Source organism: Natronoglycomyces albus (assembly GCF_016925535.1).
In the GTDB taxonomy this organism is placed as follows: domain Bacteria; phylum Actinomycetota; class Actinomycetes; order Mycobacteriales; family Micromonosporaceae; genus Natronoglycomyces; species Natronoglycomyces albus.
In genome coordinates this window covers 2,780,678-2,796,180 of the sequence record NZ_CP070496.1, presented here as the reverse complement: position 1 = coordinate 2,796,180, position 15,503 = coordinate 2,780,678, and the positions used below count along the sequence as shown (strand labels likewise).

Here is a 15,503-nt window from a genome sequence, read left to right as displayed (position 1 = left end):
TTGTCGGCTACATATAAGGCTCTACGAGCACATAGAGCGAAAATACTGGGTCCGAGCGGACGCCGCGCATTGTTCACGAACGTCTCATAGTTCACGAAATGCCACTGGGAACTTGTTGCTACTCCTCGGCTCCGCTCGGGCCCAGCCCACTTCCCAACCGGTTCCACCTAGTCGAGGCACCCTGGCCGATGGCCCCAGGCGAGCAAAATCCCAGGGGTTAACTCCACTTTGCGGGTAGGAAAAGTGCACTCCGCTTCGACAGCCGCGAGCCCGTACGCTGGGATTATTGCTAGAATGCCGAAGCCGTTCGGTGTCGCTAAACACATTTTATTTTCTGGCTTTCGATGCACGGTCATCTATAACGTTAAGTGCGTGAACCACTCCCGCATCGGGTACGTATATGGCGTGCTCGCCTACGTCCTCTGGGGCTTGTTTCCGGTCTACTGGAAGCTGCTCGCCCCGGCGTCGGCCCTGGAAATTCTCGCCCACCGAGTCCTGTGGTCCACAGTATTCACCGCGCTCATCCTCGTCGCGCTGCGGCAATTCGCCCAGCTGAAGAAGCTCAAGGGCCAAAACCGCAAGATCATCGGCATCTCCGTGGCCGCTGTCCTCATCTCGATCAACTGGGGCGTATACATCTATGGAGTCCACATTGATCGCGTCGTCGAAACCGCGCTGGGCTACTTCATCAACCCGTTGTTCTTTGTCCTGGCTGGGCTGTTGTTCTTCAAAGAAAAGCTGCGTCCCATCCAATGGGTAGCCGTTGGGCTAGGCGGCATGGCCGTTCTCATCTTGACCTACGACTATGGACGACCTCCGTGGATCGCGCTCATCCTCGCCAGTTGCTTCGCCGCTTATGGCGCCGTCAAAAAACGAATTGGCTTCCCCGCCGCCCAAGGGCTCTTCATCGAATCCGCCGCGGCGACCGTCCCCGCCCTGTTCTTTCTCGTATGGCTGACCTCGGTCGGCGAAGACACCTTCACCAGCCTCGGCTGGGGACATGCCCTACTCTTGGCCAGCGGCGGAGTGGCAACGGCGGTACCCCTCCTGTTCTTCGCCGGAGCCGCCAACCGCATCCCCATGGTGGCCATCGGCCTTTTGCAATACATCGCGCCGACCCTCCACTTTCTCACCGGAGTGTTCCTCTTCAACGAACCAATGACCGCGATCTCCTGGATGGGGTTCAGCCTCGTGTGGCTGGCGCTGCTCATATTCAGCACCGAAGCCATTCACCACACACGACGCAATCGCCATACCCCAATGTCTCGCCCGGAGACCGATGAACCAACTGCCGTGGAATTGACTGCCAACCGATGATTGACCTTCCGATCCTGGTGCTGCTTGGCGCCTTCTTTGTCCTCCTTGTCGCCTCGGTGATCCGCACGACCGCCGGCTTCGGTTTCTCACTAGTGGCAGTACCACCCATGGCGCTACTCATTGATCCGGTCACCGCGGTCATCGTGGCAGCGATCATGGCCGCACCTTTGAGCCTGTGGATCGCCTACAAAGACTTCTCGCATGTGGATCGCCGCCTGGCAGGACTCATCCTCGGTTTCGGCATAGCCGGTGTGCCCTTCGGGGTCTGGATTCTCAAAGTCTTGGCGGCCGAAATCCTCATGGTCGTCATCGCCATAGTCGTCCTGCTGGGAACATTCTTGGTATGGCGGCGAGTTACCATCCCCGGAGGCCACAAAGCCGTCGCGGCGGTCGGCTTCTTTTCCGGCGCTTCCTTCGCCTCCACTGGCATCGATGGCCCGCCGATGGTAGCCGCGTTGCAGGGAATGAACCTGGAACCCCGTGTGCAGAGGGCGACCCTGGCATTGGCATTTGCGGGAACTGGGCTGGCAGCCCTCACTGGGTTCGCGGTCTCGGGCCAATTGACACAAACAATCGGTGAAACTCTTCTGATGGGCATTCCCGCCCTGTTCCTGGGAATATTTGTCGGCGAACGACTCTTCCGACAGCTCAATGCCGCAACATTCCGACAAGTTGTGCTGACTCTCTTGGTGATCAGCTCGATTTCCGTCATAACCCGCGCCACAGTACTGGCCTAGCGATAAAGGTGTCGTGTACCACCTCGAAATGCTTTTCTGGCCGGAGTGTCCGACGCTAAGGGAGAACGCCCGCTCCATAACTGCTCACAAACGCCGCCGGTGACTTTTCTCCACGCGCGAAAAAGGTCCCTGAACTAGTAAAAAACCAGTTCAGGGACCTTGCTTTTGTGCGCCGCCAGGGACTCGAACCCCGAACCCGCTGATTAAGAGTCAGCTGCTCTGCCAGTTGAGCTAGCGGCGCTGGCATTTTCTCCTGCCGTCTGAAACCAGGCGGCAACTCCACTGTTTTAGCTGGATATCTGGAGAAACGGTGGAGTGATGACGTTGTGGCCGAAACCGTTCGCATCACCCGCGAACCGAGAGAAACTTTATCACGCGTTGACAGTGTGGAGTTAGGGGGGCCGGTCGACGTGGTTAGGCTGGTGAGGTGACTTCTTTTGTAGACCAGGTCAGCCTGCGCGTGATTGCTGGTGCTGGCGGAAACGGCTGTGCTTCTATCCACCGGGAAAAGTTCAGGCCGCTGGGGGGCCCGGACGGGGGCAACGGTGGGCATGGCGGCGACGTGGTGCTCTACGTCGATCCCAACGTGCATACCTTGCTTGACTACCACTTTCAAAAACAAGCTAAGGCCACCAACGGCGGCCAAGGCCAAGGATCGAATCGGGACGGCGCCAAGGGCACAACGCTGCGGCTCCCGGTTCCCAATGGAACCATCGTGCGCAATGCGGACGGTGAAGAACTGGCCGACCTTGTCGGCGAGGGAACTGAACTGACCATCGCTCGTGGCGGGCGAGGGGGGCGGGGTAACGCTTCGTTGGTCAGTTCGCGGCGCCGTGCCCCTGGATTCGCCGAACTGGGTGAACCGGGAGAAGAGTTCGATATCGTTCTTGAACTCAAATCGGTAGCGGATGTCGGTCTGGTGGGCTTCCCATCGGCGGGAAAGTCATCTTTGATCGCCGCATTGTCGGCGGCCCGGCCGAAGATCGCTGACTACCCGTTCACCACGCTCGTGCCCAACTTGGGCGTGGTCTCTGCTGGAGCCACCACCTACACGGTGGCGGACGTTCCCGGGCTCATCCCCGGAGCCGCTCAGGGTAAGGGCCTTGGCCTGACATTCTTGCGGCATATCGAGCGCTGCGCGGTCTTGGCTCACGTGGTCGACTGTGCCTCGCTGGAGACTCAGCGGCACCCGGTTGCCGACATCGACGCCTTGGAACACGAGCTAGCCGAGTATGGCGGTCTGAGCGGCCGTCCCCGTCTCATCGTTCTCAACAAGATTGACATTCCTGATGGCAAGGACCTCGCAGAGATTGTGCGCGCCGACCTTGAGGAATATGGGTGGCCGATCTTTGAAGTTAGCGCTGTGAACCGCGAAGGTCTCAAAGAGTTGTCGTTTGCCTTCGCCAACGCGGTCAAAGAGCACCGCGCCAATCAGCCTGAGGTCGAATCCACCCGGATCGTCATCCGACCGAAGGCGGTGGATGATTCTGGATTCGAAGTTCTTCCCGCGCCCGCCGACATCACTGGCGACGCGGAGTTCATCGTCTTCGGCGCGCAGCCGGAACGGTGGGTGCGTCAGACCAACTTCGACAATGAGGAGGCCGTGGGCTACTTGGCCGACAGGCTGGCACGCCTCGGGGTGGAAGAGAAGCTCGCGAAGATGGGCGCGGTGGCGGGCAGCGTCGTGCGCATCGGCACGTGGGAGTTCGAATGGCAGCCCACCGATCCGGAGGCCGTCGCCAATGTGGTGGGTCCACGTGGCACCGACGTCCGCTTCGATGCCAACGACCGTAAACGCGCCAGCGAACGTCTCTCGGAGCGAAAGTTGCGCCGATCCGAACTGCTGGAGCGCGTTGCGCAAGAGGAAGCCAAGCGCGGCAAGAAGCGCTAGCAGTCGGTCGAAATTACGCAATTCTCCGGCACACAGCGGGTTTATCTGAAATAATTCCAGGTCAACCGCTGTGTGTCGGCGACCACGTACCCCCGCGTTTTGGGGTTGTTTAGGGTCCCGTAAAGTTTGTCTTGTCGCCGAGGGAAACGGACAGCGGGGCTGAAAAGCCACTGGCCGGATATTTGGTCGATATGAGACTTTTTGATTAGCTACTGGTTGGGCCCCCCTGGTTTTGGGTGGGATTCGGTTTGGTATGTTAGTCGGGTTGCTCTTCTCAGGTTGTGGTCTGGTTTTGGCTGGGTTGTGTCTGGGTGGGGGTTGTTGTTTGAGAACTCAACAGGGTGTTTGGATAGTCGATGTGTGGGCCTGCAGGGTGCGCGTTGATGGTGGCTGGTTTTGGCTGGTTGCTGTTGTGTGTGTTTTGTTTGGTCTTTGTTTGACTGTCTTTTCCTTGACATTATTATTGGCATTTTTTGTGCTGGTGTTTTGTTGTTAAATTCGGTCAGGTGTCTTTTTAACATAGTTTTTTGTTGGAGAGTTTGATCCTGGCTCAGGACGAACGCTGGCGGCGTGCTTCACACATGCAAGTCGAACGGAAAGGCTCCTTCGGGAGTACTCGAGTGGCGAACGGGTGAGTAACACGTGAGTAACCTGCCTCAGACTTTGGGATAACTCGTGGAAACGCGGGCTAATACCGGATATTCACATTCCCACGCATGTGGGGGTGTGGAAAGGGTTTCTGGTTTGAGAGGGGCTTGCGGCCTATCAGTTTGTTGGTGGGGTGATGGCCTACCAAGACGTTGACGGGTAACCGGCCTGAGAGGGCGGTCGGTCACATTGGGACTGAGATACGGCCCAGACTCCTACGGGAGGCAGCAGTGGGGAATATTGCACAATGGGCGAAAGCCTGATGCAGCGACGCCGCGTGAGGGATGACGGCTTTCGGGTTGTAAACCTCTTTTATTTCTGACGAAGGCACAGGTTTTCTTGTGTTGACGGTAGGTTATGAATAAGCTCCGGCTAACTACGTGCCAGCAGCCGCGGTAAGACGTAGGGGGCAAGCGTTGTCCGGAATTATTGGGCGTAAAGGGCTCGTAGGCGGCCTGTCGCGTCTGGCGTGAAAGGCCTCGGCTTAACCGGGGTTTTGCGTCGGATACGGGCGGGCTTGAGGCAAGTAGGGGAGACTGGAATTCCGCGTGTAGCGGTGGAATGCGCAGATATGCGGAGGAATACCGGTGGCGAAGGCGGGTCTCTGGGCTTGTACTGACGCTGAGGAGCGAAAGCATGGGGAGCGAACAGGATTAGATACCCTGGTAGTCCATGCTGTAAACGGTGGGCGCTAGGTGTGGGGCAGCATTTGTTTGTTCTGTGCCGTAGCTAACGCATTAAGCGCCCCGCCTGGGGAGTACGGCCGCAAGGCTAAAACTCAAAGGAATTGACGGGGGCCCGCACAAGCGGCGGAGCATGCGGATTAATTCGATGCAACGCGAAGAACCTTACCTGGGTTTGACATCACCCGGACTGCCCTAGAGATAGGGTTTTCTTCGGACTGGGTGACAGGTGGTGCATGGCTGTCGTCAGCTCGTGTCGTGAGATGTTGGGTTAAGTCCCGCAACGAGCGCAACCCTTATCCTGTATTGCCAGCACGTTATGGTGGGGACTTGCAGGAGACTGCCGGGGTTAACTCGGAGGAAGGTGGGGATGAGGTCAAGTCATCATGCCCCTTATGTCCAGGGCTTCACGCATGCTACAATGGACGGTACAGCGGGTTGCGAAGCCGTGAGGTGGAGCGAATCTCTGTAAAGCCGTTCTCAGTTCGGATCGAAGTCTGCAACTCGACTTCGTGAAGTTGGAGTCGCTAGTAATCGCAGATCAGCAACGCTGCGGTGAATACGTTCTCGGGCCTTGTACACACCGCCCGTCACGTCACGAAAGTTGGCAACACCCGAAGCCCACGGCCCAACCAGATTTATCTGGGGGGAGTGGTCGAAGGTGGGGCTGGCAATTGGGACGAAGTCGTAACAAGGTAGCCGTACCGGAAGGTGCGGCTGGATCACCTCCTTTCTAAGGAGCTCATACGCATCCATCAGGGATGCGTCATCGACGACCACCAAACGCATCGAGTGCATAAGTGACTGACTGTTGGTTAGTTGTTTGGTTCTGGTGTGGTGTTGGTGGTTTGCTCGTGTGAGCGCGATTCTTTATATTAAGCACATTTTCTATCCTTAACACTGCTTGTACGGTTCTGCCTGTGATGGTGGGGCGTGCTGGTGGTGGCATCCTGTTGGGTCCTGAGGTAACAACCTCTGGACTGGTACCACGAAGATTCCCGTTTTCCTTTATGGGTTTTCTTTGAGATTTGGCTCTCTGTCTGTTCCCTGTTGTGGGGGTGGGTGGGGGGTTGAGTTTTGGAGGGGGTTGGGGGTTTTTGTGGTGGTGGTGTGTTGTTTGAGATTTGTATAGTGTGCGTGAGTGTCTTTGTTTTGTTTGCTTGATTGCATGTGTTGTGTGGTTAAGTTGTGTAGGGCGCATGGTGGATGCCTTGGTGCCGGAAGCCGATGAAGGACGTGTGAGGCCGCGATAGGCCTGGGGGAGTCGCCAGCAGGGCTGTGATCCCAGGGTGTCCGAATGGGGAAACCTGGCCGGGTTTGTGCTCGGTCGCTCCCGCTTGAATGTATAGGGCGGGTTGTGGTGACGCGGGGAAGTGAAACATCTCAGTACCCGCTGGAAGAGAAAACAAGTAGTGATTGTGTGAGTAGTGGTGAGCGAAAGCGCAGGAGGCTAAACTAGGTTCGTGTCAAGGCGGCAGCCGTTGCGGATCTGGGGTTGTGAGATGATGCCGTGATTTCCTGCCGGGGATCGGGTGTGTGCTTGGGGTTAGCTGAAGGCGTTGGGAAGCGCTGCCGTAGTGGGTGAGAGTCCCGTAGGTGAAGGCCCTTTTAGTGTGCATCTGGTGTTGTTCTCGAGTAGTACAGGATTCGTGGAGTCTTGTGTGAATCTGCCAGGACCGTCTGGTAAGCCTAAATACTTCCGGTGACCGATAGTGGATAGTACCGTGAGGGAATGGTGAAAAGTACCCCGGGAGGGGAGTGAAATAGTTCCTGAAACCATGTGCTGATAATCCGTCAGAGCCTGGCCGTATGCTTTTGTGTGCGGGGTGGGTGATGGCGTGCCTTTTGAAGAATGAGCCTGCGAGTTAAGGTGTGCAGCGAGGTTAACCAGTGTTGGGGAGCCGTAGCGAAAGCGAGTCTGAATAGGGCGGTTGAGTTGTGCGTTTTAGACCCGAAGCGGAGTGATCTACCCATGTCCAGGGTGAAGCGGCTGTAAGAGGTCGTGGAGGCCCGAACCCACTTAGGTTGAAAACTGAGGGGATGAGGTGTGGGTAGGGGTGAAAGGCCAATCAAACTCCGTGATAGCTGGTTCTCCCCGAAATGCATTTAGGTGCAGCGTCATACCTAGCTTGGTTGTGGTAGAGCTCTGGTTGGTTAATGGGCCTTATTGGTTACTGAGATCAGCTAAACTGCGAATGCGACTAAGTGGTGGGTGGCAGTGAGACTGTGGGGGATAAGCTTCATAGTCGAGAGGGAAACAGCCCAGATCACCGGCTAAGGCCCCTAAGGGTGTGCTAAGTGGGAAAGGATGTGTGGTCGCGTAGACAGCCAGGAGGTTGGCTTAGAAGCAGCCATCCTTGAAAGAGTGCGTAATAGCTCACTGGTCGAGTGGTTTCGCGCCGATAATGTAGCGGGGCTAAGCACACCGCCGAAGCCGTGGCAAATACAGTCATCCATGTGGTGGCTGGTTTGGGTAGGGGAGCGTCCTGCGTGTGGTGAAGCAGTTCTGTGAGGAGCTGTGGAATGCGTGGGAGTGAGAATGCAGGCATGAGTAGCGATTTGGAGGGTGAGAATCCCTCCCGCCGATTGACTAAGGGTTCCAGAGGACGGCTGTTCCGCTCTGGGTTAGTCGGGGCCTAAGGCGAGGCCGAAAGGCGTAGTCGATGGATAACCGGTTGATATTCCGGTACCCGCGTTGTGCGTATAGTGCGAACGGGATTGTGCTAACTGGCATGTGCGCGGCTTCTGCTGCCCTTTGGGTGGTGGGGGTTGTTGTGTGTGTTAGGGTCCCTTTCCTTAGTAGTGTAGTGATGGGGTGACGCAGTGGGGTAGCTATACCGTCTGGTGGAATAGGCGGGGCAAGGTGGTAGCCCGTGTTCCTAGGTAAATCCGGGAATGCAGCGGTGGTGACATCGCAGGGTGAGCGCTGATGCATAGCCATATGTGGTGAATGTAGTGATCCCGTGCTGTCGAGAAAAGCCTCTAGCGAGTGCGATGCGGCCCGTACCCTAAACCGACACAGGTAGTCAGGTAGAGCATACTGAGGCGTTCGGGTGAACTGTGGTTAAGGAACTCGGCAAATTGCCCCCGTAACTTCGGGAGAAGGGGGGCCATCACTGGTTGGGCATGCGCCTAGATGCTGGTGGTGGTCGCAGTGAAGCGGAGGAAGCGACTGTTTACTAAAAACACAGGTCCATGCGAAGAAGTAATTTGATGTATATGGACTGACGCCTGCCCGGTGCTGGAACGTTAAGAGGATCCATTAAGACTTTCGGGTCTGTCGTGGTGAATTGAAGCGCCAGTAAACGGCGGTGGTAACTATAACCATCCTAAGGTAGCGAAATTCCTTGTCGGGTAAGTTCCGACCTGCACGAATGGCGTAACGACTTCCTCGCTGTCTCAACCACAGGCCCGGCGAAATTGCAATACGAGTAAAGATGCTCGTTTCGCGCGGCAGGACGAAAAGACCCCGGGACCTTTACTATAGCTTGGTATTGGTGTTTGAGGCTTCTTGTGTAGGATAGGTGGGAAACTGTGAAGCAGCCACGCTAGTGGTTGTGGAGTTATTGGTGAAATACCACTCTGGTTGTCTTAGGCGTCTAACCTACGACCCTTATCGGGTTGAGGGACAGTGCCTGGTGGGTAGTTTAACTGGGGCGGTTGCCTCCTAAATGGTAACGGAGGCGCCCAAAGGTACCCTCGGGCTGGTTGGAAACCAGTCGGTGAGTGTAAGCGTATAAGGGTGCTTGACTGTGAGACGGACGTGTCGAGCAGGTACGAAAGTAGGGGCTAGTGATCCGGCACCAACGTACGGATGTGGTGTCGCTTAACGGATAAAAGGTACCCCGGGGATAACAGGCTGATCTTCCCCAAGAGTCCATATCGACGGGATGGTTTGGCACCTCGATGTCGGCTCGTCGCATCCTGGGGCTGGAGCAGGTCCCAAGGGTTGGGCTGTTCGCCCATTAAAGCGGCACGCGAGCTGGGTTTAGAACGTCGTGAGACAGTTCGGTCTCTATCCGCCGCGCGCGTAGGAAACTTGATGAAGGGCTGTCCCTAGTACGAGAGGACCGGGATGGACAAACCGCTGGTGTGCCAGTTGTTCCGCCAGGGGCATGGCTGGTTGGCTACGTTTGGGAAGGATAACCGCTGAAAGCATCTAAGCGGGAAGCCTGCTTCGAGATGAGGTTTCCGTCCCACCATAGGTGGGGAGAGGCCCCCAGAAGATGACTGGGTTGATAGGCCAGAAGTGGAAGCACAGCAATGTGTGGAGCTGACTGGTACTAATAGGCCGAGAACTTAACACACCCACACACACTCTTGTGTGTGGCGCATGTGATCACCGCAGCAAACACAACACACACGCACGCACACTATACGATTCTGAAACAACACACACCAGTCTGCCGCACCACCGAGGTGAGTGCGAGACATAAAAATAGTTGTTTCACCGTTTTGCTTGGTGGCGATAGCGGGAAGGCTACACCCGGACCCATACCGAACCCGGTCGTTACGTTTCCCAGCGCCGATGGTACTGCACCCGAGAGGGTGTGGGAGACTAGGACACCGCCAAGCATCCAACACACAAATAGAGGGCTCTCTTTGACCGTTGTGGTCAAGGAGAGCCCTCTATTCGCACACCACCCCCACAACACCCCCACACACGCCAGCTCGACCACTACACCCCCCCCAAACAACCAAACCCACCCAAACACGCATACACACTACGGCAACAAACATCAAGCTCATGCTGATACGCCCCACCACGACACGCGACGCACACCAACTACAACCGCTCTTTAACCAGTTGGGATATCCAGCCGGCCCCGATGCCATCGCTAGGCGACTAGCCCGCATCAGTGGGCAACAGGATTATGCGGCCTGGGTCGCACAAACTGACCGCGGTGCTATCTCCGGCTTTGCCGGAGGCCATCTCATCATGCCCTTCGAAAACGATGAACCCGCCGCCCAGCTGCTGGCGCTCGTGGTCGATGAACAGGCCCGCGGGCAAGGTATTGGGCGTGCGCTCGTCGCCGAATGTGAACGCTGGGCAATGCAACACGGGGCACATCGGCTGACCCTGAACTCAAGCACCAAACGCAAAGCGGCACATGCCTTCTACGAACAAATGGGATTCACCTCGACGGGGCTGCGCTTTGTCAAGAAGGTCACGGATACGAGAACCGAATCTGGTTCGGTTCTCCAAGAAGACTGATACGGCTTTGCTGTCCGAACTTCCATTGCGGCACAGGCGTTGGCTGTGATGCCTATAAATTGTCGTGTAGCCGACAGTTGCAGGCGTCATCTAAGGTGAACTGTCACAACCTACAAAATCAAAAACCCGCCCACCGCCCTGTCCTGCTGATATGTGGATCAATGAATGTCGGCATTGTGGGAAAGCTACAACGCTGATATAGAAAAGCTGGACTAGTGGCGGCGTGTTGTCCATAAATGGGCGTTTAGGGGTTTTAGGATCGACATCAGTACGAGCTACCAACGGGTAGCTATCTTCTTAAAGAGGAGGAAGAACACTGATGTCGAAGCCCGCTTTCGTAGGAGCTGACATTGGCAATCCGCCCGCTCCATTGCCTGGAGCAGCCCATGCGGTCATGATGTACTTCCTCGAGATCATTGCCGGTCGCCGCCGTTTCAATGAGGCAACGTCCTGGGCGACCAAACAGGGGATCTTTTCAGTCGCACACGTGCTGCGCCAGCTAGGCAGGCTCCGCCCTGGCCCAACATGTGGTGCTCGGATCCTACGAGCCGCTCAGCCGCTTCCGCACTGCCTTGAAGTCGTGGCCAGCCTTGAATTGGGGAAACGAGTCCGAAGCTGCGTCATGGAGCTGCGTGAACAACGGCCAGTCGGCTGGCAGTTGACGCATTGCCAGCTCATCTAACAAATAGTTCGATACTCCAAACGCTGACCTAGGCCTTCCGCACCCACCGCGGGAGGCTATTTTCATCCCCGCTAACAAATACTCAATTGTGCGAAAAGTCTTTAACACTGATAATTCATTCATGAATGATCACTTCGATGGCGATAACCGAACCGACCCTCCGCCGATGGCGAATGAACGTGCGACACTCATTGGATTTCTTCGCTGGCAGCGCGAGACGCTTGCCATGAAGTGCTCAGGCTTGGACGCGCAAGCAATGGCGACTCGATCAGTCGCACCCTCGTCGATGTCGCTACTAGGACTGTTGCGGCATATGGCTGACGTAGAACACTCCTGGTTCCGGCGCATTATGGCCGGAAACGACATTCCCCGCTTGCTGTGTACAAAAGAGAATCCCGATGCGGACTTCGACGGAGCCGTGGCCGAGGACGCAGTGGTGGAGGAAGCCTGGAGAGCCTGGCGACATGAGGTGGCGTTTGCGGAGGAGCTGGTCAGCCAGATTCCGAGCCTCGATACTCCCGGGAAGAAATCTGATCCGTGGCGTGGCCCGATGTCATTGCGGTGGGTGCTCATCCACATGATCGAAGAGTATGCCCGTCACAACGGGCATGCCGACCTGTTGCGTGAGCGTATTGATGGGAAGGTCGGCCAATAGCTCTGAGGCTTATGCAAAAGGCACTTTCAGCGTTCTCGTCGGCTCGTTTACCTGCGTAAACTTCGCCTCCTGCGGCCTTGAATTTGCACTTTTGCATAAGCCTCTCTGTCCGATTCGATTCAATGCGCGTGATCAGCCGCACCAGTCGGGTGGGCGATCTAGTGCATGTCACCTTGGCCAAGCCAGTTGTTCCGCTCTTCGCGCTGCTAGCGTTGCTAGATACCGCACCGCCAGGCGGGAAGGCATACAGAACAGTGGGGATATGGGCACGTCAGTGACGCACAGTGATGCTTCGGCTAGCAAGATTGGCATCATGGGGGGAACCTTTGATCCGATTCACTTTGCCCATTTGGCGGCGGCGAGTGAAGCGTTCGACGAGCTTCAGCTCGACGAGGTTGTCTTCGTTCCCGCCGGCGACCCGTGGCAGAAATCTGGGACTGGCGTCCTAGCCTCTGAGCATCGACTCGCTATGACGCGGCTCGCCACGCAGGAGGACGACCGTTTCCGAGTAAGTGGTGTCGATGTCCAACGTCGAGGAGCTACCTACGCTGTCGACACCGTGGCTGCGGTCGTGGCCGAATATGACCGTCTGGTGCGGCCCTACTTCATTATCGGGGCAGACACGCTGGAGAGACTGCACACGTGGCATCGCATCGAGGACCTTTGGAAACAAGTCACGTTTGTAGTGGTCAACCGCCCCGGACACTCTCGGAAGCGCGTGAAGCTACCTGAGGACGCTGAGGTGATCTTCGTTGATATGCCGGGCATCGAGGTGTCGTCGACCGTGTGCAGGATGCGAGCCCAGCAGGGCAAACCGTTGCATTATTTGACGCCCAGCCCCGTCGTCGCCTACATCGCTCAGCAGCGGCTCTACCGGCGCTAACAGCGATGACGTAATTCACGCCCCTCGCCCCCGGCCAGGATGCTCATGCGTATTTCTAGCTGCGTAAACTTTATCCAAGTACCGTGGCGGCCCGCCCATGAAAGCGAGCTCCCGCAAGGCTGGCCGACCGAGAAAGACATTAAGGACACAATGACTGCGACCGACCTCGCCCACAATTACGCGCTCACCGCCGCGAAGGCCGCTTCCGACAAACTGGCCCGTGACATCTCGATTCGCGACGTCAGCGATCAGATGTTCATCACCGACGTCTTCGTGATCGCTTCAGCACCCAATGACCGCCAGATCAACGCCATCGTCGACTCTGTCGAGTCTGAGCTGATCAAACAGCATGACGCGCGACCACTGCGTCGAGAAGGCAAGCAGGGCGGCCGGTGGGTTCTGCTCGACTACGGCGACATCGTGGTTCACGTGCAACATACTGAAGAGCGTGAATTTTATGGCCTCGACGGGCTGTGGAAAGACTGCCCGGCCATCCCGTTTGAAGATGTCGTGCCCGCAGGGGAAGATGGGAATACGGCGGCAAAGCGAGCCGAGTAAGTTCGCCTAGACTGTCACACCGCCCATAGATCCACATAAGGAGCGCATCACTCGTGAGTCGTATCATTGTCGCCAGACACGGCGAGACCGACTGGAACGCGGCGGGCCGCATACAAGGCGCGTCCGACATCGACCTGAATGAGGCTGGACGCCAGCAAGCCGATCTGGCTGCCCCTGGTCTGGCCGCATACGAGCCGGACCTGATTGTCGCCAGCCCTCTGCGGCGCGCCTTTGACACGGCCTCGCCGGTGGCCGAGCTGGTGGGGATCTCGATCGCCACCGATGAACGCCTCCGCGAGCGCGAGTATGGGCCATGGGAAGGCCTGACCAACGCCGAGATCCGCGAAAAATATCCCGAGGACGCCGCCCGCTGGCGCAAGGGGCAGCCGCTTCAGAACCCACAGATTGAATCGTGGGAGCAGCTGTCGCAGCGGGCCAGCGAGGCCATGCGCGATATTGCCGAGAAAGTGCAGGATGGTACCGCAATTGTGGTCTGTCATGGTGGTTCGGCCCGCCAGGCCGTCAGCGTGATGCTCGGCTGGGACGTGGCGGTCTCCGGGGCACTGGGTGGTCTCGACAACTGTCACTGGGCGGAGCTGCGGCAGATGAAAAGCGGAAAATGGCGCCTATTTGGGTATAACTTGGGCCCCAGTGCGCCTCACGAAATCGGCAGTTCTCCCTTGGCCCGCGCCCAGCAGGCATAAAATCTCCTCGATATTGGCAACCAAAGTGGGGATCCGTTCGTCAAATGAGCATGGATACGCAACTGAAACACCAGCAAGACATGTACTGGCGAGTGATTCAGCGCTTGTTGGCCGTGGTTGCCAGCGTCGCGCTGCTTGGCTTCGCCACCGCATGCGACGAAGCTGACGAAGGCATCGAGGGTGGCGAGGACACCGACTCGACCACTAGTGTCGAGGAACCATGCCCCGAGGATGCCGACTTCGAAAATGAGGATGAAGACATGGCCGAATGCGTCGATCCGGACGAACCGACCGCACCCCCCTCCATCGACCCCAGCGACGGCATTAGCGACGGCGATTCCGACGACAAATCGACCGGCGCCACCACCATCTCCGGCACCATCGAAGCTGGTGTCGAACACGGCTGCCTAGTCATGACCGCCGAGGACGGCGTGGTCTATGGCCTGTTCGGTGGCGACGAGGCCGTCATGCAAGCCGGTAATGACGTCACCTTGCACGGTGAAGTAGACGAGAACGTGATGAGTTTCTGCCAGCAGGGAACGCCATTCGTCGTATCGCAAGCCACATTGAACGATTAGGTACCGTTACAGGGTGAGTGTTGCCGTAGTTACCGATTCGACCGCTGGGCTGTCGGCCCAGACGTTGGCTCAGGCTGATACACGGCACATCCCCTTGCGAATAGTGGGCATCCCAGTACTGTTGGGCGCGCTCCAACGACGTGAAGGTCGCGACATTAGTAGCGCCCAGGTCACCGAGGCGCTCAACAGTCGCAAACAGCCCGTTACCACCTCTCGCCTTTCCCCAGGTGAGCTATCGGCACTCTACCGACAACTTCTCGACCAAGACGGTTTTGACGCGGTGGTCTCCATACACCTGGCGAGTGCACTGTCCGGAACTGTTGAGGCTGCCCGCCTTGCCGCCGCAGAGTTTGACGGCCGTGTGCATGTGGTCGACTCACGCGGAGTGGGCATGGGCCTGGGCTATCCGGTCCTGGAGGCTGTGTCGGCGTCCGAGGCCGGGGCCGCGCGGGAGGATGTCGCATCCGCCGCTGAACGAGCCAGGCAGCGTGTCTCCACATACTTTTATGTCGACACTTTGGAGTACTTGCGCCGAGGCGGGCGCATCAGCGCGGCCGCGGCACTGGTGGGAACAGCGTTGTCAGTCAAGCCAATCCTCCAAGTCACAGCGACTGGTCAGATTCAAGTCTGCGGCAAGGTGCGTACACCGCTTAAAGGTGTGAAGACATTGACGTCGTTGGCGGTGACCGACGCCGAATCTCAGGAGAGGCTGGACGTGACCGTTCACCATCTTGGAGCGGCCGCTCGAGCGCAAACCCTCGCCACCGAACTTCAGCATCAGCTAGGTTCGCAGATTGCTAACCTTCAGATCACTGAGGTTGGTGCGGCCGTGGGTGCTCACTGCGGACCCGGCCTCGTCGGCGTTGTCGTGCATCGTCGTCCAGGTGAATTAGTCGACACTCAGAAGATCCGAATCGTAAGGCTGTTGCGCGGCCTCGGAGTCTAGCCAGGG

General features: G+C 57.5%; 11 protein-coding genes, 1 tRNA gene and 3 rRNA genes. 14 read left to right on the top strand and 1 reads right to left on the bottom strand.

Translation table 11 applies throughout. The annotated features are described in order from the left end of the window. Positions 1-372 precede the first annotated feature (372 nt). Positions 373-1,317, top strand: a complete 945-nt coding sequence (gene rarD, locus JQS30_RS11990; RefSeq protein ID WP_213170490.1) for an EamA family transporter RarD — start codon at positions 373-375, stop codon at positions 1,315-1,317. Next, complete coding sequence (locus JQS30_RS11985; RefSeq protein WP_213170489.1) at positions 1,314-2,054, top strand: sulfite exporter TauE/SafE family protein; 741 nt, start codon at positions 1,314-1,316, stop codon at positions 2,052-2,054. Before rarD ends, JQS30_RS11985 begins: the two co-directional genes overlap by 4 nt. 168 nt (positions 2,055-2,222) lie before the next feature. On the opposite strand, the gene JQS30_RS11980 is transcribed toward JQS30_RS11985, so the two are convergent. Further along, positions 2,223-2,295 (bottom strand) — tRNA-Lys (locus tag JQS30_RS11980). Between the two features lie 186 nt (positions 2,296-2,481). Here JQS30_RS11980 and obgE point away from each other — a divergent pair. The 12 genes from obgE to JQS30_RS11920 all read left to right on the top strand — a co-directional run bounded on the left by obgE (position 2,482) and on the right by JQS30_RS11920 (position 15,497). Further along, on the top strand, positions 2,482-3,945 hold the full coding sequence (gene obgE / locus JQS30_RS11975; protein WP_213170488.1) for a GTPase ObgE: 1,464 nt from the start codon (positions 2,482-2,484) through the stop codon (positions 3,943-3,945). A 527-nt stretch (positions 3,946-4,472) separates the two neighbouring features. After that, positions 4,473-6,009: ribosomal RNA gene (locus JQS30_RS11970) — 16S ribosomal RNA — on the top strand. A gap of 446 nt (positions 6,010-6,455) precedes the next feature. Beyond that, a 23S ribosomal RNA gene (locus tag JQS30_RS11965) occupies positions 6,456-9,583 on the top strand. Between the two features lie 151 nt (positions 9,584-9,734). Beyond that, positions 9,735-9,851: ribosomal RNA gene (rrf, locus tag JQS30_RS11960) — 5S ribosomal RNA — on the top strand. Together the 16S, 23S and 5S rRNA genes form the textbook arrangement of a ribosomal RNA operon. 172 nt (positions 9,852-10,023) lie before the next feature. Beyond that, the gene (locus JQS30_RS11955) at positions 10,024-10,491 is read left to right on the top strand and encodes a GNAT family N-acetyltransferase (RefSeq protein ID WP_213170487.1); all 468 of its coding nucleotides are present in this window, start codon (positions 10,024-10,026) and stop codon (positions 10,489-10,491) included. A gap of 319 nt (positions 10,492-10,810) precedes the next feature. After that, positions 10,811-11,173 (top strand): Rv3235 family protein, encoded by a 363-nt coding sequence (locus tag JQS30_RS11950; RefSeq protein ID WP_213170486.1) that lies wholly within the window; start codon positions 10,811-10,813, stop codon positions 11,171-11,173. 121 nt (positions 11,174-11,294) lie between these two features. Then, the gene (locus JQS30_RS11945; RefSeq protein WP_213170485.1) at positions 11,295-11,828 is read left to right on the top strand and encodes a DinB family protein; all 534 of its coding nucleotides are present in this window, start codon (positions 11,295-11,297) and stop codon (positions 11,826-11,828) included. A gap of 262 nt (positions 11,829-12,090) precedes the next feature. Continuing rightward, a complete protein-coding gene (gene nadD, locus JQS30_RS11940) occupies positions 12,091-12,711 on the top strand; it encodes a nicotinate-nucleotide adenylyltransferase (protein WP_213170484.1) in 621 nt (206 codons plus the stop codon). A gap of 150 nt (positions 12,712-12,861) precedes the next feature. Continuing rightward, entirely contained in the window at positions 12,862-13,269 is a 408-nt protein-coding gene (gene rsfS / locus JQS30_RS11935) for a ribosome silencing factor (RefSeq protein WP_213170483.1), read from the top strand. Between the two features lie 53 nt (positions 13,270-13,322). Continuing rightward, positions 13,323-13,973 (top strand): histidine phosphatase family protein, encoded by a 651-nt coding sequence (locus tag JQS30_RS11930; protein WP_213170482.1) that lies wholly within the window; start codon positions 13,323-13,325, stop codon positions 13,971-13,973. Positions 13,974-14,023: 50 nt separating this feature from the next. Next, complete coding sequence (locus JQS30_RS11925) at positions 14,024-14,551, top strand: hypothetical protein (protein WP_213170481.1); 528 nt, start codon at positions 14,024-14,026, stop codon at positions 14,549-14,551. A 13-nt stretch (positions 14,552-14,564) separates the two neighbouring features. Continuing rightward, the gene (locus JQS30_RS11920) at positions 14,565-15,497 is read left to right on the top strand and encodes a DegV family protein (protein WP_213170480.1); all 933 of its coding nucleotides are present in this window, start codon (positions 14,565-14,567) and stop codon (positions 15,495-15,497) included. Positions 15,498-15,503: the final 6 nt, after the last annotated feature.